The organism is Shewanella sp. SG44-2 (assembly GCF_014164215.1).
Lineage (GTDB): Bacteria > Pseudomonadota > Gammaproteobacteria > Enterobacterales > Shewanellaceae > Shewanella > Shewanella frigidimarina.
Map to the genome: position 1 here is coordinate 60,050 of NZ_JACJEU010000019.1, position 20,781 is coordinate 80,830.

The window sequence follows — 20,781 nt, forward strand, 5'->3', positions numbered from 1 at the left end:
AACATGTTAGAACAGTACGATGCAGCATTAGAGTCTTGGATTGAAGACAGCGTTAGCCACAGCGATGACGATGCGTTATTTGCTTGTGGTTACTTACAAGGCCACGTAGCCGTTGTATTAGCAGAATTAGAAGTCGAACCTGAACAAGATTTACCTGCACTTGATCTAAAGTTGGTTAAATGTCTTGCGTTGGCAAATGAAGAATTAGACGAACATGATTTTTCATTAGTGGAAGCTGCATGGCAGCAGTTACGTCAACGTATTGTTGCTCAAGCGGCATAACTTGGATTAGATAAACAGCTTTTATGGTAAATACCTCTTTGCAACACGTTACTATTGGTTTAGTTAACCCAAAAACGCCGGTCAATGTTGGCGGTATTATGCGAGCAGCAGGTTGCTACGGTGTAGATAATGTTTGCTATACCGGAAAACGCTACGAATTAGCGGCTAAGTCGGGTGATGCACAATACGATGTCGACACTAAAGATGCTGCCAAGCGTATTCCTTTAGTTGGAGTAGAGTCACTGCTTGATAGTGTGCCAGATGGCGCAACCATAGTCTGTGTTGATCTTATCGTTGGGGCAACTCCGTTGCCTTTATTTATTCATCCAGATAATGCCTTTTATATTTTCGGTCCGGAAGATGGCACTATTCCACAGCAATTAATTGATGCTGCTGATGATGTCGTGTATGTACCGACTGTAGGGTGTATGAATTTAGCTGCATCAGTGAATGTTTTGCTTTATGACCGTTTGGCTAAAACGACGCAAATTAAAGCTGATGATGAATTGATTAAGCAAAGCCGAGACAATAATAATCGCACCAAAGTGAAACACTGGTTGAAGTCACTTTGATGAAATAACCGTATGAACTAATGATAAATGCCGAATGAGAAATCATTCGGCATTTTTGTTTACGCGTAATAGCGCAAAATCGCCAATAGCAATACTCGTCAATAGAAAAGCCTGTGCTGTATGATTGTATTGTCAATATATCGTTGTTGCATCATCTAGCCCCTGAGCACCAATATTTCCAATAGAAGCTCGATATTATGGTTGTTTTTCTATGTCAGATTTCGAATCAGTAATATAAATATGGAACCTCAGTTAATCACAGCTTGATGAAGCGAGTTGTGTGGTAGACATTAGAGGTAGGGAAGGCAATCACCATTCATGATGATGTTTTCCATAGCGGTTAAGTCACCATTATTTAGCTTGATGACTTGGTTATTAATGCCTCTGACCCCGGCTTTGTTAGACATACACATTAAAAATCAATATTAGGAATGCATAGATGTCGATATTAAATAAACTGGCACAGTGGCTACCGTTTGGAAAAGTACCCGAAATGAGCGCCCAAGAAGTATATAAACGACTACAGAAGAATGATATTCAGGTTATTGATGTGCGCTCAAAAATAGAATGGAACAAGTCGCATATTGAAGGCTCGATAAATCTGCCTATTACGTCGCTTTCTATTGATGCGATAAAGCAGCTTGAATTATCACAAGACTTAACAACTGTCGTGATATGTCTATCTGCCCATCGCAGTATCCCTGGGGTTAGAAAACTTAAACAGTTTGGATTTACTGATGTATATCAACTTGAAGGTGGGATGCTGAGTTGGTGGAAATTATCGCTACCAACATCAAAATAACGCACTAGAAAGAGACTCAACTGATGACGTTAATATTTTTGCATGGTTCAGGATGTAACCGTGTGGTTTGGGAGTATCAACAGCTGCATTTTGATAACTGTTTAGCACTTAGTTTTCCTGGTCACCCAGAAGGTAATGAGTTAACGAGTGTGAGTCAAATGGCACGATGGTTGGTGAGTTACATTGAAGATAGGAATCTTCAAGATGTAGTATTAATAGGCCATTCATTAGGCAGTGCGGTAGCAATGCAAGTGGCATTATTAAACATTATCGATATTAAAGGGCTAGTGCTCATTGGTACTGGTGCACGTTTAAAAGTTATGACACAACTTCTAGACTCTTTGTCGGCGATAGTTGATCAAGGTAGAGATGTTCCAGTTTATTTACTGTCTGCGAATCAACTTATCTTGGATCCCTTAAGAACCAAAATCAATTCATCCATTAGGCACAATGGCCCTAGAGTTATGTTAAATGATTTTTATGCTTGCGATAAGTTTGATGTAATAGATTATTTAACAGAGATTACTATCCCGGTTCACATTATTGTGGGCGACAAGGATGAAATGACACCTTTGAAATATGCTGTTTATTTGCAAGATCACTTACCTAAAGCAGAGGTAACGATTATTGAAGGTGGAACTCACATGGTTTTTGCCGAACAGCCGGATCTAGTCAATAATATAATTAAGAATTTTCTAGCAAACCTTTGAAAGTATAGATGTTAAGTAAGATGTGAGATTGAGGTTAAAATATAAAAATAGGGACACGATAAAGATATAGTTCTAGGTGCAGATAATTAAAGTAAGGAAATTACAAGGAAAGGTATAACAATATAAAATGGTTGCGGGAGTAGGACTTGATAAAAATCTACGACCTTCGACTCTTTTTTTATAAAAGCTGAGTCCGATGAGTAAGAAATTGATTTTATGATGAGATTTTAGGTAAAAGAAGACATTACGAATATAAAATGGTTGCGGGAGTAGGACTTGAACCTACGACCTTCGGGTTATGAGCCCGACGAGCTACCAACTGCTCCATCCCGCGTCCGATAAAACGCTATCAATTATTTTTATTCTATTGATTAAAGAAATGGTTGCGGGAGTAGGACTTGATAAAAACTACGACCTTTGACTCTTTATTTATAAAAAGCTGAGCCCGACAAGTTATCAACAGCTCTATCCTGCGTCCGATAAACGCTATCAATTATTTTTATTCTATTGACTAAAGAAATGGTTGCGGGAGTAGGACTTGAACCTACGACCTTCGGGTTATGAGCCCGACGAGCTACCAACTGCTCCATCCCGCGTCCGATAAACGCTATCAATTATTTTTATTCTATTGACTAAAGAAATGGTTGCGGGAGTAGGACTTGAACCTACGACCTTCGGGTTATGAGCCCGACGAGCTACCAACTGCTCCATCCCGCGTCCGATAAAACGCTATCAATTATTTTTATTCTATTGACTAAAGAAATGGTTGCGGGAGTAGGACTTGAACCTACGACCTTCGGGTTATGAGCCCGACGAGCTACCAACTGCTCCATCCCGCGTCCGAAAAACGCTATCAATTATTTTTATTCTATTGATTAAAGAAATGGTTGCGGGAGTAGGACTTGAACCTACGACCTTCGGGTTATGAGCCCGACGAGCTACCAACTGCTCCATCCCGCGTCCGATTGACGCTGCTTTAATTCATCTTATTAAACTTGCTAGTTAGCGTGTTTAACGGTCTGCTTCAAAGCGGGGCGAACTATAGCGATCCCCGTTTATATTTGCAAGTAAAATCTAGGCGATAGCTATTTGTTTGCTGGTAAAATAAGCGAGTCACTGCTTTATCGTACGATATTGCCAAATTAACCCAAAAATAAGGGATTTTAACCGTCCATTTCGATAAGTCGTTGGGGTTATGTGTTTGAGCAGGTATAATGCTGCACTGAATTTTGCGTAACCGATGACTGACTAATACATGTTTAATTTTTTTGCTGCAGCCCCAAAGGGTTTCGAATATAGCCTTGCTTCTGAACTTAAAGAGTTCGGAGCAACCGACGTTAAAGAAAGTGTTGCTGGAGTATATTTTTCTGCTTCATTAGAGCTGGCTTATCGCATTACATTATGGACTCGTTTAGCGAGCCGTATCGTATTAGTCATCTATAAAGGAGCTTGTGATTCTGCAGAGCAACTTTATAACGCAGCATACTGCATTGATTGGCCATCGCATTTTTCCCATAAAAAAACCTTCAGTATTGATTTTCACGGCACGGGTGGTTTCATTAATAACACTCAATTTGGTGCGCTGAAAATTAAAGATGCTGTAGTTGACCGTTTTCGTGATGATGGTACTCCTCGTCCCGATGTAGAACGTGTCAATCCAGATTTTAAAATTGATGCCCATTATCGTAATGGTCAACTGACTATTTCGATGAATTTCTCTGGTGCCTCTTTACACCAACGCGGATACCGTTCAACTACGGGTGAAGCACCATTAAAAGAAAACCTAGCTGCTAATATGTTAGTGCGCAGTGGTTGGCAAGCTAACCCTGTTACTGTACTTGACCCATTTTGTGGTAGTGGCACAGTACTAATAGAAGCGGCATTAATGGCTGCTGATATTGCGCCTGGACTAAAACGTGAGAAATTTGGTTTCGAAAATTGGCAGAGTCACAATAAAGCAATGTGGCAGGTTATTTTTGACGAAGCTCAAGCGCGTGCAACATTGGGCAAAACTCGTTGTAAGCTTAAATTTTACGGTTCAGACATCGAACCTCACCTGATTTCTATCGCTAAGCGTAATGCTGAGAATGCTGGTGTTGCTGAATTAATTGAATTTAGCGTGTCAGATGCGCTCGATGTAACACCTCCTGTAAGTGAAGGCTTTTTGATTTCTAACCCTCCTTACGGTGAGCGTTTGGGTAATGTGACCGAGCTTTTACAACTTTATTACCAACTCGGTGATAAGTTTAAAAAAGAGTTTGGTGGCTGGAAAATAGCTATGTTGTGCAGTGATGTTGAACTTATATCATCGCTTAAACTAAAAGCTGACAAGCAGATGAAAATGTTCAACGGCGCATTAGAATGTGCTTTTAACATTTATACCTTACACGCCAACAGTACCCGCCGCGACGTGCTTGAATTGCCTGAAGGTGTTGATATTATCGACATTGCGCCAGCATTTGCGAATCGTATTAAAAAGAATGTTAAGCAGTTTGAGAAATGGGCTAAAAAAGAGCGCATAGACAGTTATCGTTTATATGATGCTGATTTACCTGAATACAACGTCGCCATTGATAGATACGTCGATTATGTTGTTATTCAAGAATATTCAGCTCCAGCAACTATTCCTGAAGCGGTGACCAAACGCCGTATTAGTGATGTGCTATTAGCGTTGCCAGGTGCCTTAGGGATTCATCCAGATCGTATCACCTTGAAAACTCGTGAACGTCAGAAGGGTGCTAACCAGTATCAAAAAATTGACGAACGTAAAGTAGAAGTTATCACTGAAGAATATGGTGCTAAATTTAAACTTAACTTAACCGGTTATCTCGATACTGGTTTGTTTCTCGATCACCGTGTTACACGTAAATTGGTTGGCGATAAAGCTAAAGGCAAAAATGTCCTCAACTTATTCGCTTACACTGGGTCTGCATCAGTCCATGCTGCGATTGGCGGAGCTAAATCGGTTACCACCATCGACATGTCTAATACCTACATCAATTGGGCCAAAGAAAACTTTGCCTTAAATGGTTTGTCTGGTGCTAAATACGATTTTATTCAGGCAGACTGTTTACAGTGGATAAAAGATAATAGTCATCAAAAATTTGAACTCATTTTTATTGATCCACCGACGTTTTCAAATTCAAAACGTATGGAAGATAGTTGGGATGTGCAACGCGACCATGCAGAGATGTTGGGCGGCTTAATTAAACTGCTTTCTCCAAATGGTGAGCTTATTTTCTCAAATAACAAGCGTAAATTTAAGATGGATATCGAAGCGTTGAACCAAGCTGGTATCGACGTGACTAATATTGACCATTTATGTTTACCGCTGGATTATAAACGTAATCCACATATTCATAATGTGTGGCTACTGACACATGCAAAAAAATAGTTCAGTCGCTTATGTGCTGTATCACACAGAGGGTTGCCATCTGTGTGATATAGCACAAGTATTGGTTGACCAAACCGCAATAAATTATCAGCACATCGATATTTGTGATAACGCATCACTTGCTGAGCGTTATGGCATGAGCATTCCTGTATTTGTACAGGGCGAACGTGAGTTATTCTGGCCTTTCGATGCCGCACAATTACAAGAATTTTTAGGAGTTTAGATTGAGTCTGGTACGGATTAATAATGGCTCGTTAGCCTACGGTTACATTCCTTTGCTGTTAAATGCAGACTTTACCATTGAACCTGGTGAGCGCGTATGTATCGTCGGGCGTAATGGCGCCGGTAAATCAAGTTTAATGAAAGTTTTATCAGGTGATGTATTACTTGATGATGGTGAGTTTAATATTGCAAATGACGTTAACGTTAGCCGTTTACAGCAAGACCCTCCTAAAGCAGAAACTGGATCGGTTTACTCTTATATAGCGGCGGGTTTGAAAGAAATTGGTGAAGCGTTAGAACAGTATCATCAATTATCTCATGATGTTGCAGATGCAAATCCTGAGCAAATGGATCGTATGCTGAATCAAATGCAGCGTCTTCAAGAAGTATTAGATCACAATGACGGCTGGCAATTAGATTCACGCATTATCCAAAACTGTCAATTGTTAGGCCTTGATCCTGATAAGCCATTAAATGAATTGTCTGGTGGTTGGCAGCGTAAAGTGGCGTTAGCTCGTGCACTTGTTGTTAATCCTGATTTATTGTTACTTGACGAACCTACAAACCATTTAGATATCGATACTATTGAGTGGTTAGAGCAATTTTTATTAAGCTTTAAAGGCGCCATCGTATTTGTCAGCCATGACCGTGGTTTTATTCAAAGAATGGCAACGCGTATCGTCGATTTAGATCGTGGTGTCGTGATCTCATTTCCAGGTAACTACCAAGCTTATTTAGATGGTAAGCAAGAATGGTTACGAGTTGAAGCTGAGAAAAACGCTCATTTTGATAAAAAACTTGCCGACGAAGAAACCTGGATCCGTCAAGGTGTTAAAGCGCGTCGTACTCGAAATGAAGGACGTGTTCGAGCGTTGAAAGCACTACGTACCGAACGTAGTGAACGCTTAAACCGTCAAGGTAACGCCAAAATGTCGGTATCTGATAACGAACGTTCTGGTAAGTTAGTATTTGATATTAAAAATGTTAATTATAATTTACCTGATAAAAACTTAGTTAAAGATTTCAGTACTACTGTTATACGTGGTGACCGCATAGCGTTAATTGGCCCAAATGGTTGCGGTAAATCAACGCTAATCAAACTGTTAATTGAAAAACTACAGCCTCAATCTGGCGAAATTAAAGTCGGTACTAAGCTAGACGTTGCCTATTTTGACCAGTATCGTGAAGCGCTTGATCCAGAAAAAACAGTAGAAGAAAACGTTGGTGAGGGGAAAAGTACCGTCACCATTAATGGCCAAGATCGCCATATTCTAAGCTATCTACAAGATTTCTTATTCTCGCCAATGCGTGCTCGTACTCCGGTAAAAGCACTTTCTGGTGGTGAAAAGAACCGTTTGTTATTGGCGAGATTATTATTACGCCCTGCCAATTTAATTATTCTCGATGAACCAACAAACGATCTTGATATTGAGACGTTAGAGTTGTTAGAGTCACTGCTTGCTGATTTTGCTGGTACATTACTTATCGTGAGCCACGATAGAGCATTTATCGACAATACCGTTACTAGCAGTTGGTGGTTTGCGGGCAATGGGCAATGGGCTGAGTATGTTGGTGGTTACCAAGATGCTGTTGCTCAAGGTGCAAAGTTTTATTCTGAGGAACCTGTTGCAACTAATGTTGTCCAACCTACCGCAGTGGTTGAAACAAAGCCTGTCAGTATCCCTGAGAAAGCAGTCAAAAAACTGTCTTATAAATTGCAAAAAGAATTAGATACGCTTCCGAGCCAAATGGAACAGCTCGAGCAAGATATTGCCCAATTGCAGCAAACCATAGCGGGTGCTGATTTTTATAATCAACCGCAGGATTTGGTCAATAAAGCACTGCAGTTGTTGGCAGAAAAAGAACAGAATTTAGAAGTTTGCTTCGAGCGATGGGAAGAGCTTGAGTCACTGAAGTAAAGCATAATAAAACAGGAATAGTTACATGAAGTTAAAGTTTGATAAAGCCTTATCCCTTGTTGCGATAGGTGTATTAAGTGTGATTGGAACAGTTCAAGCTGCGCCAGTATATGAAATTGTTAATATTGAAGATTTCGACCTAAATGGCACTATTGACGGTACACGTAATGGCTATGCCATGGCGGTGAACAGTCAAGATGAAGTTGTCGGTATTTCAAAAGGTAAAAAGAAACTTAGCACCGAAGACATTGAAGGCGGCATCATTGATGTTGAAGATGGTATTTCTGATGCAGAAGAAATTACCTATTCAGTATTAACACCAATAGAAGCAAATAACTTCACCGTCACGACTAGTGCGAATGCCGCTGAAGGTGCTTGGAAGCCTTCATTTTATAGCTTAGCCGGCACGACTAATCCTACTGACGTAGACAGTGATGGTGAACTTGTTGTTAATTCAATTGATACTTTCTTCTATGGTCTTAACAGTAATGGCACCAAAGTAGGTGCTTATACTGGTGAGCAAAAGACCTTGGCTTATGAAGGTACAAGCACAACACAAGAGCTTTGGTATTATCGTGACTTTGAACTTCGTGCCATTGCAGTAAAAGATGATGTCGAATTTTCATTAGTACCTCCTTACACAACCTATGTTCGTGAACAAGATGCTGATACTAGTGCTGCTACCGTTGAGTTAGGTGGTTCGTCTGTTGCTGCCGATGTAAATGAAAATAACCTTGTTGTTGGTTATGGTAGTACTGCGCTGTCGTCATCGAGTGTTGACCGTGTAGATAGCTGTATTAAAAGCGCAGAAGACACTGATGCAGATAATCCTACGCCGCTCGCTATTTGTGTTCAAGATTCTCAGTATCCAGACACTAACAGCCGTCGTTATATTATTTATCAAACACGCGCTTTAGTATGGGATTTAAATAACATAGACGATGCCGGTGTACCTGAGCGTACTGAATTACCGTTAGGCTTAACCCCTGCAACGGACTCAACGTTAATTTACACCGCCCAAGCATTAGGTGTTAACGGCAATGATGATGTCGCTGGCCGGTCACATGTTTATCGTAACGGTGACACCGATAAATTATATTTTGATGCGGCTTACTGGAAAAAGAATGCCAGTGGTGAATATCAATATAATTGGGTAGATATGGAGAATGAAGTCACTAGCTCTATCGCATATGATATTAATGATAATGGTATTTTAGTCGGCAGTTATCGCAAATATATTGGTGGCTATTTGCGTGATAAATTCTTCACATTAGACACTAACAATCCAGAACAAGGGATTGTTACGCCGAATGATTTCCAAACCACATTGTCAGATTTAAGTAGCAAACCTAAAGATATCAACAATAAAGGACAAGTTGTCGGTTATGTTGAATCAACTTACGACAAAGAAAAGCCTCGTCCAAAAGTCGGTTTTCTATTTGAAAATAGTACCAGCGAATTTTTTAATCTAAACGATCGCCTTACCTGTGGGTCTAAAGGTTACGAACAGAATACTGATGGAGAGTGGGCTCGTCATCAAGTGAGTATTCAAGATGGTACTGGTGAAATATTAACTTACGACACTGATATTCAAGTTGTAGAAGCCAATAGCATTAATGAAGACGGTACGATTGTAGGGACTGCATTTATTCGTAAGCCACAATATCAAACCGATGCAACTACTGGTAATGTGCTTGTCGGTGAAAATAACCTACCGCTATTTGAACTAGACGGAAACGGTGCTCCAGTAACAGCATATTTGCCGCGAATGGTTATTTTGAAACCAACCGCTGGTGAAGCATGTACTACTTCAGACACAGTTGAAGAAGAGGCTTATGAGCGTAAAGGTGCAGCCAGTTTTGCTTGGTTATTCACTCTGCCATTATTATGGTTGCGTCGTCGAGTAAAAAAATAGGCTCAACTGTCATTATAGACTCAGTGTAGTCACAGTCATCTAGCACCCCAAACTGGGGGTAGTCTAGAACCATAAATAAATCGAGGAAATATTCCTCGATTTTTTTTAACCTAATTCTCAATACCTTAATAAAAGATCATTAAAATGATGGTTTTTTGGGTTGATTTTGACTAAAAAACGATCTATTTCTATATGCAAGGCTTCAGCTTTATCATGTCAAACAGAAGCCTGTCACTGAAGAGGACGCATGCATGAAAAGACAGAAGAGAGATCGTTTAGACAGAGCATTTTCAAAAGGATTTCAAGCCGGAGTAGGAGGGCGTTCTAAGGAGGTTTGTCCCCATTCGAATCTGGATTCACGGTCTCAATGGTTAGGTGGATGGCGTGAAGGTATTGACGGTCGTCTTAATGGCTTATTTAACAAGTAGTACTTAATAAGTAACAGTTAATAAAATGCCCTCGCGATGCAGATCGGAGGGCATTGAGCAACATGTTCAACGTATTTTGAGGTAACGTAGTTTTAACTAGAAAGTTGATGTATCACTGAAAATACCTACTTTTAAATCAGTTGCTGAGTATATTTGACGACCATCAACTTCCATAGTGGCATCTGCTATACCCATAACCAATTTACGGTGTATTTTACGTTTAATATTAAGCTTGTAAGTCACTTTCTTTGCATCAGGTAATACTTGGCCTGTAAATTTCACTTCACCCACACCTAATGCACGACCTTTACCTTCAGCGCCTTCCCAGCCTAGGAAGAAACCAACAAGTTGCCACATAGCATCCAAACCTAAACAACCAGGCATTACAGGATCACTGATAAAGTGGCAATCAAAAAACCATAGATCCGGTGTGATATCGAGTTCGGCAATAATTTCACCTTTACCAAATGCACCACCATCTTCATTAATGGTAATGATACGGTCAATCATCAACATATTGTCTACAGGTAAACGTGGTCTATTTGGGCCTAAAAGATTGCCATGACCACATGCGACAAGTTGCTCTTTAGTGAAACTATTAGCTTTTTCCATTTAAATCGATACCACTTAATTGACTGATAATACTAACAAGATAGCGAACACGTGTAAGCTAAACAACTCCGATCACTAAATAATGTGTAATCTAGCTAACAATTTAGCAAAAAAGTTCAGTTCCACGTCGTCATCATCTTGACCGGCTAATTTATCTAAACGTTGTTGTACTAATCCGTAAAGCGTGTCTGGTGCAAAGTCGTTATCTTCATTAGCGACTCCAGCAGGCATTTGCATCAGCAGTTCAACTGCTTGATCCATATGTTCAATTGCATGGATATGAAATAACCCTTTATCAATGGCTTCAATTACAGCAGGTTCAAGATTTAGCTGTAATACATTAGCCTTGGGCATAATAACACCTTGTTCACCCGTTAAACCGCGGCGTTGACATAAATTAAAGAAACCTTCAATTTTCTCATTTACACCACCAATCGCTTGTACATTGCCAAACTGATCTAATGCGCCTGTAACAGCTAAACTTTGGATAATGGGGTGTTCTGCTATTGCAGACATTAAACAACAATACTCGGCGAGTGAAGCACTATCACCATCAATTTCTTGGTAAGACTGTTCAAACACAATATTTGCATTTAAATGAAGAGGCGCATCACGACCAAAAATTCGGTACAAGCAAGCAGATAGGATCATCATGCCTTTTGCATGAATATTGCCCCCCAACTCTGATTTACGTTCAATATCTGCCACTTCGCCATCACCATAATGCACTGATGAGGTAATACGGGCAGGCTCACCATAGGTATAATCGCCTGTATCAATAACTGTAAGGGCATTAATTTGGCCTACCATAGCGCCTTTAGTTGGCAGATTGATGAAATTATCATCAAAACTTTGAGCTGAATATATTTCAGAGCTATTGTGGCGAAATTTTAATTTTTCCAGTGCTTTAGCTATTGCTGCAGCATTCAATGTAGCTTGACCTGAATACACTTTTGCTTGACCTAATAGTTGCCTAAACTCCAACATACTTAAACTTAAGCGTTGTTGATGCTCAACCAAACGAGAGCTATACCAAAATAATGGTAATAAGCTTGATGGTTCTAATTCAACAGATTCTGCTTGGGCAAGTACGTTCAACCATTGCACATAAGACGATTCAGGATGCTGCGTTAGATCAACTTCATTGCTCATTTCAGCTAGCAATGGAAAATGGCGATTAAAGTTTCGGTCTTCAACTCTAAGCTGGCTATACGATAAACCAGAGCCCACAAGAACAATCTTACAATTCAGTGGAATAGGGGTTAACTCATTATTGATACGATAAAAGCCATCGTGGATGATTTGCATCAACAAATCCCACAGGCTTTCACGCTGCCATAATGACGCTAAGCAAATAAACACGAAATGATTTTTCGCTAGTGCACCGGGTTTATAAACACTGGATTTATCCGTTTTAAGCATTCTGCCAAGTAAATCAGCACGGCGAATTGTCCCTTGTAAATAACAGGACAGTGATTCTTGTTTAGCAATAATGCCGACATGTTCAGGCGGGAGTGTTTGTTGCCACTTAAACTGAATGTCCGTATCTTCTTGCTGTTTTTTAGTTGCAACAAGGTAATGACTTGAAGGCGTGTTAGCTTGAGTTACCAACGCATCAATAAATAGTGATCTATCTACCCCTAAAAAATCAGCAAGAAATAAATGTTGCGAATTTGTTTTGCTCATTAATTTGAATGTTTCAACCACTCGTTCTTGGCCAAGTAGTATATGGCTTGGAAAAGAAACTGAAGTCGATGCATCAGGTAAATGATATTGAGGAGCGAGTTTGGCACTAGGCAGTAGCGTTGAATTCATATAGTGGTAATTTAGCTGCGACAACGGAAAATAATGAGATGATATTAGCATAAAGCACCACAAAAGCCTTAGCAGATTCAACTCTTCTAGGTTACCTGGATGCTGTTGAAGTGATTCAAGTCTATAAAAGAGTCGCCAATGCGTTTTGTGTTGATTAAAAAAGTCTCAATGATGACAGAAATATGAGCATGCTGATTAAATGCTATGCACTCAGGTGTTTTTTTTAACTTTATGGTTTACAAGCAAACGAGTTACTTATATTATTCAGCCCGTTCGGAGGGATGGCAGAGTGGTCGAATGCACCGGTCTTGAAAACCGGCAACGGTTTATCCCGTTCTAGGGTTCAAATCCCTATCCCTCCGCCACATTCAAATAAAAAGGCCTTATCGAAAGATAAGGCCTTTTTATTTGGGCGAAAGATAGGGCTCAGAACCCCGGGTTCCTCTTTATTAAAAGCAAGCTATCCCTCCTCAAGATTTAAGGCCAAATGCCAAACTGATAAATATAAAGCCTTTTTATTGGGCGAAAGATAGGACTTTGAACTATAGGGTTCCTCTTTATAAAAGAAAGCTATCCCTCCTCAAGATTCAAGGCCAAATGCCAAACTGACAAATATAAAGCCTTTTTATTGGGCGAAAGATAGGACTTTGAACTCTTGGGTTCCTCTTTATAAAAGAAAGCTATCCCTCCTCAAGATTTAAGGCCAAATGTCAAACCGACAAATATAAGGCCTTTTTATTTGGGCGAAAGATAGGACTTTGAACTCTAGGGTTCCTCTTTATAAAAGAAAGCTATCCCTCCTGAAAGATTCAAGACCAAATGCCAAACCGACAAATATAAGGCTTATTTATTGGGGCACAAGATAGGATTTTGAGCCCCCAAGGCTCCTCTTTATTAAAAGCAAGTTATCCATCCTCATTAACAATTTTGAGCTTTACCTGCATTAAGTGAATATATTGTGAGCATTTATACCGAAAACGACGACAAGGCACCACAAATTGCCAGCGCAGGCTGTGCGCTTAAGTATCCCTCCAAAAAAACACAACACATCCTCATATTTGATTGCTATCAAGTTTTTCAGCTGTGCTGAATTCCGTAGATGACCGATAAGTCACTAATTCAAAGCTGGTTTTTGGATGTGTCGATTGAAGTTGATGAGTTGAGTACATCGAGCAGAGCTACCGCCAAAGCAATGAAAATTAGCTATGTTAGTTGTTCAGAGGATGGGTGGCACAGTCTTGTTCTACCGTTTTTATTTTGGATATAGTGTAAAAATTTGAAGCTCTAATCTCATCCTGTTTGTCGTTTTATTAAAATGTTTTTTTAGCTCATTAACTAAGTGATTTGCTTTGATACTTAATCAAGCTTACCTTATATTAAAGAATATCTGTTCGTTAAGACTGTTTTGGTATCGAAGTTAAAAACAGTAATAAGTAGACTTTTGTGATTGATTAAAAGGCAAAAAGTTCTTATTCACAAAAGTTGATTAAATCCACAACTTTTTCCCAAACAGTATAAAGGCCATGCACAAGAATACGATAAGCCAAGAGGTTAATGAGTTAGTTTTAGATGCGACTAATGTTGGCGTCTGGGATTGGCGTGTTGAAAATGATGGTCTTGTGTGTAATGAACGTTGGGCTGAGATTATAGGGTATACCTTATCGGAGTTAATGCCTGTTGATTACCAAACTTGGCTAGATGTATTACACCCAGATGATTTGCCTAGAGCAATTAAAAATTATGATTACCACTGTCAAGGCCAAAGCGAACTTTGTGAGTTAGAAGTTCGTTTGAAACACAAAAGTGGTCATTATGTTTGGGTATTGTCTACAGGCAAAGCTATTGCATGGGATGTTGAAGGCAAACCGACACGAATGATTGGCATGCACCAAGAAATAACCTTTCGTAAGAGGCAGGAAGAACTACTTGCAACCACAACCGAGTTATTGAGAGAATCTCAAGAGATAGGTAAGCTAGGTGGCTGGCAACTCAACTTGCATGATGGTGACTTGATTTGGACAGATGAAACTTACCGAATTTATGAAACAACTCCGCAAGAATATATTCCTACCGTTGAAATGGGGGTAAGTTATTTATTACCCGATTCCAAAAAATTATTCCAAGAAGCGCTTGATGCTGCTATTCAACTTGGCGAAGAGTATGACTTAGAGCTTGAAACTTATACCACGAAAGGACAAAAGATTGACGTTAGAACGACCTGTCATGTCACATATGCCGATGGTGTTGCTGAAAAATTAAGTGGTATATTTCAAGATATTACCGACGAAAAAAATAATCAACGCAAACTTGAAAAAAGTAATCAGGTATTAAAAGAAGTAAATGAGAAGTTAAAGTTTGCAGCGAATTATGATCCACTTACACATTTGCCAAACAGAAATTTGTTAGCTGATCGAATGCAGCAAGCGCTTATCAAAGCGCAGCGTAATAGCAAACAAATAGCTATAGCCTTCCTAGACTTGGATGGCTTTAAAGAGGTAAATGATGCTTACGGTCATGATATAGGAGATGAGTTCCTTTGCCTTGTTGCAAATAGGTTTAAAACTGCAATACGAGAGGATGATACTCTTGCCAGGTTTGGTGGCGATGAGTTTGTTTTGATTCTTGATGATTTAGACAGTCATCATCAAGCATCAGAAATATTACAGCGAATACTTTCTTCAATTACAGAAATATTTATTATTGAAAATAAGCGTCTTTCTATAACGGTGAGTATTGGAGTGACGTTTTTCCCGCAGGATAATAGTCACGCAGACATACTTATTCGTCATGCTGATCAGGCTATGTATAGGGCTAAAGAGCAGGGAAAGAATTGCATTCATGAATTTGACTTTGAAAATGATGTAGCGATAAAACTCCAGTATCGAGAGTTAGAATACATAATCAATGGATTTAATAACAATGAGTTTTTGTTATTCTACCAACCAAAAATCAATATGGAAAGTAATGAAATAATAGGTTTAGAGGCCCTTATTCGTTGGCAACATCCGACAGAAGGTCTTTTGTCACCATTTCGCTTTTTGCCCTACATTGAAGAAGAACCTCTAGCAATTGAGTTAGGTAAATGGGTAATTGACCAAGCAATAAAGCAGCATAATGAATGGCGACGCTTAGGAATAGTTATACCTATCAGTGTCAATGTCAGTCCATTACAACTTCAGCATGAAGATTTCATTAAACAATTAAATGAAATCTTATTTCTCAACACTAGTTTTCAAGCGGGTCAGCTTGAATTTGAAATTTTAGAATCCAGTATTATTAAAGATACTCAGCACATCGCTGAGGTTATTAGTCAATGTAAACAGTTAGGGATACGTTTTTCGTTAGATGATTTTGGTACGGGGTTTTCATCTTTAAGCTATTTGAGAAAGTTAAAGACTGATGTTATAAAAATAGATCAATCTTTTGTCATTGACATGTTAGATGATATGGATGATCAAGCCATTGTAAAAAGTGTCATTGAATTATCGAAGACCTTCGGTCGTTCTGTGATAGCAGAGGGGGTTGAAACCCAAGAGCATGGTCGGCAATTACTTAAAATGGGATGTCAATTAGCACAAGGTTTCGGTATAGCAAGACCAATGCCAGCAAGTTCAATCCCTGAGTGGATTAATTTATGGAATGCGTCTCCTCCTTGGATTTGTAAATGAGCGTTATGAGTTAGTCTTTAGTGTATGTTGATCTTTGTGTGAAAGCATATGAAAGCTATTTTTCAACAACTGTAACCGTCATCAGCGCTTATAAAGTAGTAGGTTATCGATCTCATGTGTTCACCTAAAGTCATGTACGAGATAAGAATATCAACTCTATTTAGGTGGCCAAAATAACTATGCCACTACACTAACGCAAGTAGGTATTGTTAAGGTCTCGATATAAGGCTTTTATCGCATCTCTTAACCATTTTATTTTTGGATTTTGATTGTTTCGTTTATGCCAAATCATGGCGAAGGGGATCATTAGTTTATCTTGTAATGCTTTATCTACTGGAATAGGTAAACACACTAAATCTGGGTGTATATTACGACAGTAGTGCTGACAATATTGTGGTGCAGTGGTAATCATGTTGTGACCAGACTGCGCTGTCATAAACAAAGATTGTTCGAACGTGGCCATGGTTAATTCAATATTACGGCTTAAGCCCATTTCTATTAACACTTCATCTAATGCCCAGGTGTCAGACTTTTCCCATGTGATGTTAATTTGTGGATATTTTACAAAAGTATCAATATTCCAATCTTCTTTTAAGGCTGGGTGATCTTTATGTAAATACACTAAGGGGAGGTCGGTAAATAATACTTCGTAATTGATAAAGTAAGGTAAAAGTTTAATCGATTCTTTTGATCTTGGGTGGCTCTCTCGGCCAGTAAAACCTATGTCGACGTCTCCTCGAATGATCGCCTCAATTGAGTCATAGTCCCAGTTGTGAACTTTGACTTTAGCGTCTGGATACTGCTGAAATATTTGCTGTGTAAGCTGATTAAACATCGTCAGCAGCAATGGCGATTCCATGGCAAGATTAAAGCGCACACCGTTAGGGATCTCATCGCCGCGTTTGGCGAGTATTTGACTGCTTACTTGTAACCAGTCAGCAAGCTCTTGTTCCATACTGATGGCGAGTGACGTCGGGCTAAATCCATGAGGTGTTTTTATAAACAAAGGGTCGTCAAACCATTCTCGTAACTTGCTTAGAGATTTGCTCACCGTTGACGGTGTCACGTTCAGTTTTTTTGCTGTTTTGGTGACGCTGAGCTCCTGTAGTAACAGTTGCAGAGTGATCAGCAAGTTTAGATCAAGGCGTGCTAATGATTTCTTCATTGGAAATACTCGGCAGTGGTGGGGGAATGAATAATATTAAAACAGCGCTGATAACACCACCCATTAGCAAGATTAATATCAGCATATTCAATGCACTTATACCAAGCAAGCCTAATAGCCAAATATACAAAGCTGAACTGCAAATTTGAGCCACTCCGAGCATAGAACTGGCGACACCCGCTCGATAACGATAGGGGCTAAGCGCTTGACTCATTACCACACCAAACCCAATTGAAAATCCTGCACAGATAAGACTAAAACCAAATAGGCTAATAATTTGGCTGTCGCCACTTAACTGGGTTAACCCGAGGATGGCTGCGGCAGCGACAAACAGTATTTGCGATACCAGCATTAAAGTACCTTGTTTGATATATGACAACGCCAGTGGCATAGCAAATGAGGTAAGCATACTAACAAGTGCCGTTAGTGCCATCGCAATTGAATACTCACCGCGACTAAAGCCCAAGGTATTCATGATCAGCATTGGCGATACATTTACAAACGTAAGAATTGCTGTGACTGCAATGGAACTGATGAGTAATCTACTTAAAAAGAATCGTTGGTAAAATGATTCTGCCGCTATTGTGGATTGGGTTATGGGATGGGTTGTCGATTGAGAGCTTGAATCGACGTTTAGCGCTAAATTATCCATTGAAGATTGGCGTGTAGTATTGGTTTCTTTTAAAACAAATACTGATATTAAACACACCATTCCGCCCATAGCCGCCATGGTGATGAACAGACTTGGCCATGGAAAGCTAAGCATGATCAAATGGCCAATCACCGGGGCGATAACGGGCATTATGCAGGTTATCCCATTGACCATAGATAATACTTTTGCTCTGCGTTTATCGTCCAACTTGTCACGCAAAATAGCAAAGGCGACCACGTAGCAACTGCCTGCGCCAATACCTTGTATAAAGCGGACGATTAAAAAAGATTGGCTGTTTTCTACTGTGCTGCCCATGAACGAAGCTAGTGTAAAAATAATAGCGCCAGTAATTGCTATGGGTCGTCTGCCGATAACGTCCGATAATTTACCGGCAAATACCATCGTTGTGGCCATACCCGCTAAATACACAGAAAAAGCGATATGGAGTTGTGACTCACTTGCACCTAAGTCTTTGGCTATTTGTGGTAAACCAACCAAGTAAAGATCAATTGCAGTGGGATAAAGCAGAACCAACGCAAAGCTGCACAGTATAAACCTAGTCATAAAACCCTCACTTAATGTTGTAAGGATAATAGATTGAAAGGTTTGTAAGTACGAGTTGCCATTTTGACAACAGGTATTTCTATTTACGACATTAGATTTGTAGGTAATACTCTGTAGGCTTAAATATGGGCTCAGCTGAGTCCGTTAATATATAGATGTATTAATGCTTAAATGATTAAGTTGAGCTAAGCAATTGACATAGTTAATTTGCTTTCTAACTTTGACTCATTATGCGATTTTCCTTTGATATAACTTAAAGGCGAATGTAACTAACCTTAACTCGGTATATCGACATTGAAAAGTAATAAGCACTGTTATCGTCACAGCATGAGCAGACCATTTAGTTAGAAGCCTAGCATTGACTCGTTGCGAGAGAGTTTGTCAATCTTACCTGTAACCAAGTAATTTCCACCAAAGTCCGCCGACAACACCCCAAATAGTTAAGTTAACAACACTCATAATAAAGCCCATTACCCACCCGTCTTCCATTGATACGTAACCGGAGCCAAAGATAATCACCGAAATCATCAAACTGACATCAAACTGGGCGATATTAGTTTCAACCACACCAGAAAACCAAGCGACTTCTCCAAGCTTATATATGAACGTTGTCATCATGACTAATGCTGAAAACCACACCACGGTATCCCAAGCGGCTTTTTAACCTCATTAACATTCGTATATACAAAACTGCTGATTATTCATAATTTCTGCGTAGTTTCTGCACATTTCATTGTTAAGCTTTATCTTATATTTACACCTATGAGATATGACATGAATCCTTCAAATTTAAGTTCGCTTACTCTTGCCATCACCTTAGCATTAACCTTGGGGTTAACAGGCTGTGGCGGTTCTGAAGACAGCACCGATGTAGCAGATGCAACCAGTTCAACCGATACTTCAACTGATACTGGCATCGATACGGGAACAGAAGATTTAGGCAGTGGCATTTTACATACTGCGTACTATGAGTTTGATGATAACAACGTCAATGTGGTGCTCAGCGGCACTAAAGTCGTTATTGAAACCAATGGTATGCCAAATCATACATCGCCTTATTGGTCTGCTAGTAATGAACTGCATGTTGAACCAACCGTGACGTCTTACGCAAAAATGGCCCCCGGCTACATTGATGACTTTGTGGGGACTTACACGTTAACGGTAGATAACAGCCCATCTCAAGCAACATCAACCTCTGCTACCGGTTTAGGGGCAATTGGTATTGCGGTGAGTGGAGCGGTTATTTATAACGATGAAGAAGGTCCTGGTATTCCTCTTGACGACGCTGCAGGCAGCCTCGACTTTAACGGCGCACATACAGGACCGCAAAGTTATCACTATCATTTAGAGCCAATTTCATTTTCTGAAGATGATTCTAACTTGGTCGGAGTTATTGCCGATGGCTTTTTCTTGTATGGTCGTAAGTGTAACTCTACAGGCACTTACCCAACTGATTTAGACGCATCAGGCGGTCACACATCTATTACTCAGTTTGCTCAAGATGCTGAATACCATTATCACATTCAAAATGAGCTTTATTTAGGATCGTATTACATCTTGTTCCCAGGTGATTACCAAGGAACAGCAAGTGCAATTCGCTAAATATGGGGCAATGTTATTCGTCATCATTTTTGGCGGGGTACTAATGTATGTGCAGCTATTTGCTGCACCAAGTGGGCCAGTTTTGAGTCAGCATATTAGTATCTCGCACATAACAGGTTTGAGATTATACCACAAAGAGCCTTTTACCGGCGATGCGGTTACTTATTATCCTAATGGGAAAATGGCGAAATTAGCGCATTTTGAACAGGGATTACGAGACGGTTTTCTAAAGCAGTGGTTTGACAATGGCACCCTCGCGTTTGACTCCAAATATCGTGCTGGTGTGCTTGAGGGCACAACCAGAAGCTGGTGGAGTAATGGCAATATGCGCTCAGAGTCTGAGGGATCCCCACGAATTTAATAGGATGCTTGTGGGTCCCTTACTAAATTTTGAAGCATCTTAATTGCTGACATCCAATGCCATTTCAACAGCTTCAAATTCTTATCCTTGTAGGCTCT

The 20,781-nt window shown here is 39.8% G+C and carries 17 protein-coding genes, 6 tRNA genes and 1 pseudogene; 13 read left to right on the forward strand and 11 right to left on the reverse strand.

Annotation, left to right across the window (positions count from 1 at the left end):
- Positions 1 to 3 precede the first annotated feature (3 nt).
- From H5181_RS14145 to H5181_RS14160, 4 genes are all read left to right on the forward strand, one after another.
- A complete protein-coding gene (locus tag H5181_RS14145; RefSeq protein WP_059744468.1) occupies positions 4 to 282 on the forward strand; it encodes a YfcL family protein in 279 nt (92 codons plus the stop codon).
- 23 nt (positions 283 to 305) lie between these two features.
- Positions 306 to 854, forward strand: a complete 549-nt coding sequence (locus H5181_RS14150) for an RNA methyltransferase (RefSeq protein ID WP_182751342.1) — start codon at positions 306 to 308, stop codon at positions 852 to 854.
- Positions 855 to 1,293: 439 nt separating this feature from the next.
- On the forward strand, positions 1,294 to 1,656 hold the full coding sequence (locus H5181_RS14155; RefSeq protein WP_182751343.1) for a rhodanese-like domain-containing protein: 363 nt from the start codon (positions 1,294 to 1,296) through the stop codon (positions 1,654 to 1,656).
- Between the two features lie 23 nt (positions 1,657 to 1,679).
- Entirely contained in the window at positions 1,680 to 2,366 is a 687-nt protein-coding gene (locus tag H5181_RS14160; protein WP_182751344.1) for an alpha/beta fold hydrolase, read from the forward strand.
- Positions 2,367 to 2,624: 258 nt separating this feature from the next.
- Here H5181_RS14160 and H5181_RS14165 read toward each other — a convergent pair.
- The 5 genes from H5181_RS14165 to H5181_RS14185 all read right to left on the reverse strand — a co-directional run bounded on the left by H5181_RS14165 (position 2,625) and on the right by H5181_RS14185 (position 3,326).
- Positions 2,625 to 2,700 (reverse strand) — tRNA-Met (locus H5181_RS14165).
- Between the two features lie 186 nt (positions 2,701 to 2,886).
- Positions 2,887 to 2,962: transfer RNA gene (locus H5181_RS14170), tRNA-Met, on the reverse strand.
- Positions 2,963 to 3,007: 45 nt separating this feature from the next.
- Positions 3,008 to 3,083: transfer RNA gene (locus tag H5181_RS14175), tRNA-Met, on the reverse strand.
- A gap of 46 nt (positions 3,084 to 3,129) precedes the next feature.
- Positions 3,130 to 3,205 (reverse strand) — tRNA-Met (locus tag H5181_RS14180).
- A 45-nt stretch (positions 3,206 to 3,250) separates the two neighbouring features.
- Positions 3,251 to 3,326, reverse strand: a tRNA-Met gene (locus tag H5181_RS14185).
- Positions 3,327 to 3,621: 295 nt separating this feature from the next.
- Between H5181_RS14185 and rlmKL the strand changes: the two genes are divergently transcribed.
- The 5 genes from rlmKL (at position 3,622) to rmf (ending at position 10,244) form a co-directional block, all read left to right on the forward strand.
- Entirely contained in the window at positions 3,622 to 5,760 is a 2,139-nt protein-coding gene (gene rlmKL / locus H5181_RS14190) for a bifunctional 23S rRNA (guanine(2069)-N(7))-methyltransferase RlmK/23S rRNA (guanine(2445)-N(2))-methyltransferase RlmL (protein ID WP_182751345.1), read from the forward strand.
- Positions 5,747 to 5,983 carry a glutaredoxin family protein gene (locus tag H5181_RS14195; protein WP_011638109.1) on the forward strand — a complete coding sequence of 79 codons (237 nt, stop codon included), beginning with the start codon at positions 5,747 to 5,749 and terminating at the stop codon, positions 5,981 to 5,983. Before rlmKL ends, H5181_RS14195 begins: the two co-directional genes overlap by 14 nt.
- Before the next feature lies 1 nt (position 5,984).
- Entirely contained in the window at positions 5,985 to 7,901 is a 1,917-nt protein-coding gene (locus tag H5181_RS14200; RefSeq protein WP_011638108.1) for an ABC transporter ATP-binding protein, read from the forward strand.
- A gap of 25 nt (positions 7,902 to 7,926) precedes the next feature.
- Entirely contained in the window at positions 7,927 to 9,816 is a 1,890-nt protein-coding gene (locus H5181_RS14205) for a DUF3466 family protein (RefSeq protein WP_182751346.1), read from the forward strand.
- A 251-nt stretch (positions 9,817 to 10,067) separates the two neighbouring features.
- Entirely contained in the window at positions 10,068 to 10,244 is a 177-nt protein-coding gene (gene rmf, locus H5181_RS14210) for a ribosome modulation factor (protein WP_011638106.1), read from the forward strand.
- 96 nt (positions 10,245 to 10,340) lie between these two features.
- Here the strand turns inward: rmf and fabA are convergent, their stop codons facing one another.
- On the reverse strand, positions 10,341 to 10,856 hold the full coding sequence (gene fabA / locus H5181_RS14215) for a bifunctional 3-hydroxydecanoyl-ACP dehydratase/trans-2-decenoyl-ACP isomerase (protein WP_011638105.1): 516 nt from the start codon (positions 10,854 to 10,856) through the stop codon (positions 10,341 to 10,343).
- A gap of 75 nt (positions 10,857 to 10,931) precedes the next feature.
- Positions 10,932 to 12,671, reverse strand: coding sequence for an AAA family ATPase (locus H5181_RS14220; protein ID WP_041413633.1), 1,740 nt, complete (start codon positions 12,669 to 12,671; stop codon positions 10,932 to 10,934).
- Between the two features lie 275 nt (positions 12,672 to 12,946).
- Between H5181_RS14220 and H5181_RS14225 the strand changes: the two genes are divergently transcribed.
- Positions 12,947 to 13,036, forward strand: a tRNA-Ser gene (locus H5181_RS14225).
- A gap of 1,158 nt (positions 13,037 to 14,194) precedes the next feature.
- Complete coding sequence (locus H5181_RS14230; protein WP_182751347.1) at positions 14,195 to 16,339, forward strand: bifunctional diguanylate cyclase/phosphodiesterase; 2,145 nt, start codon at positions 14,195 to 14,197, stop codon at positions 16,337 to 16,339.
- Between the two features lie 190 nt (positions 16,340 to 16,529).
- Here the strand turns inward: H5181_RS14230 and yidZ are convergent, their stop codons facing one another.
- The 4 genes and pseudogenes from yidZ to H5181_RS20990 form a co-directional block, all read right to left on the reverse strand.
- Complete coding sequence (gene yidZ, locus H5181_RS14235) at positions 16,530 to 17,504, reverse strand: HTH-type transcriptional regulator YidZ (RefSeq protein ID WP_182751348.1); 975 nt, start codon at positions 17,502 to 17,504, stop codon at positions 16,530 to 16,532.
- Positions 17,479 to 18,720: an MFS transporter gene (locus H5181_RS14240; RefSeq protein ID WP_182751349.1), complete on the reverse strand. Its 1,242-nt coding sequence runs from the start codon at positions 18,718 to 18,720 to the stop codon at positions 17,479 to 17,481. Before H5181_RS14240 ends, yidZ begins: the two co-directional genes overlap by 26 nt.
- A 387-nt stretch (positions 18,721 to 19,107) precedes the next feature.
- Positions 19,108 to 19,248 carry an anion permease gene (locus H5181_RS20985; protein ID WP_259397053.1) on the reverse strand — a complete coding sequence of 47 codons (141 nt, stop codon included), beginning with the start codon at positions 19,246 to 19,248 and terminating at the stop codon, positions 19,108 to 19,110.
- Positions 19,243 to 19,368, reverse strand: a pseudogene (locus H5181_RS20990) (hypothetical protein); the annotation flags it as partial. The gene H5181_RS20985 and the pseudogene H5181_RS20990, both read right to left, overlap by 6 nt.
- 126 nt (positions 19,369 to 19,494) lie before the next feature.
- Between H5181_RS20990 and H5181_RS14250 the strand changes: the two are divergent.
- Both H5181_RS14250 and H5181_RS14255 read left to right on the forward strand, forming a co-directional pair.
- A complete protein-coding gene (locus H5181_RS14250; protein ID WP_123882903.1) occupies positions 19,495 to 20,322 on the forward strand; it encodes a YHYH protein in 828 nt (275 codons plus the stop codon).
- A complete protein-coding gene (locus H5181_RS14255; protein WP_310734286.1) occupies positions 20,309 to 20,683 on the forward strand; it encodes a hypothetical protein in 375 nt (124 codons plus the stop codon). The genes H5181_RS14250 and H5181_RS14255 overlap by 14 nt, the downstream gene beginning before the upstream one ends.
- Positions 20,684 to 20,781 lie beyond the last annotated feature (98 nt).

What these genes read in the sequence shown, in the direction of transcription:
- H5181_RS14195 (WP_011638109.1), top strand. Translation starts at nt 5,747, where the DNA reads ATGCAAAAAAATAGTTCAGTCGCTTATGTGCTGTATCACACAGAGGGT.
- H5181_RS14155 (WP_182751343.1), top strand. Translation starts at nt 1,294, where the DNA reads ATGTCGATATTAAATAAACTGGCACAGTGGCTACCGTTTGGAAAAGTA.
- H5181_RS14205 (WP_182751346.1), top strand. Translation starts at nt 7,927, where the DNA reads ATGAAGTTAAAGTTTGATAAAGCCTTATCCCTTGTTGCGATAGGTGTA.
- rlmKL (WP_182751345.1), top strand. Translation starts at nt 3,622, where the DNA reads ATGTTTAATTTTTTTGCTGCAGCCCCAAAGGGTTTCGAATATAGCCTT.
- yidZ (WP_182751348.1), bottom strand. Translation starts at nt 17,504, where the DNA reads ATGAAGAAATCATTAGCACGCCTTGATCTAAACTTGCTGATCACTCTG.
- fabA (WP_011638105.1), bottom strand. Translation starts at nt 10,856, where the DNA reads ATGGAAAAAGCTAATAGTTTCACTAAAGAGCAACTTGTCGCATGTGGT.
- H5181_RS20985 (WP_259397053.1), bottom strand. Translation starts at nt 19,248, where the DNA reads ATGATTTCGGTGATTATCTTTGGCTCCGGTTACGTATCAATGGAAGAC.
- H5181_RS14160 (WP_182751344.1), top strand. Translation starts at nt 1,680, where the DNA reads ATGACGTTAATATTTTTGCATGGTTCAGGATGTAACCGTGTGGTTTGG.
- H5181_RS14240 (WP_182751349.1), bottom strand. Translation starts at nt 18,720, where the DNA reads ATGACTAGGTTTATACTGTGCAGCTTTGCGTTGGTTCTGCTTTATCCC.
- H5181_RS14230 (WP_182751347.1), top strand. Translation starts at nt 14,195, where the DNA reads ATGCACAAGAATACGATAAGCCAAGAGGTTAATGAGTTAGTTTTAGAT.
- H5181_RS14150 (WP_182751342.1), top strand. Translation starts at nt 306, where the DNA reads ATGGTAAATACCTCTTTGCAACACGTTACTATTGGTTTAGTTAACCCA.
- H5181_RS14250 (WP_123882903.1), top strand. Translation starts at nt 19,495, where the DNA reads ATGAATCCTTCAAATTTAAGTTCGCTTACTCTTGCCATCACCTTAGCA.
- H5181_RS14145 (WP_059744468.1), top strand. Translation starts at nt 4, where the DNA reads ATGTTAGAACAGTACGATGCAGCATTAGAGTCTTGGATTGAAGACAGC.
- H5181_RS14220 (WP_041413633.1), bottom strand. Translation starts at nt 12,671, where the DNA reads ATGAATTCAACGCTACTGCCTAGTGCCAAACTCGCTCCTCAATATCAT.
- rmf (WP_011638106.1), top strand. Translation starts at nt 10,068, where the DNA reads ATGAAAAGACAGAAGAGAGATCGTTTAGACAGAGCATTTTCAAAAGGA.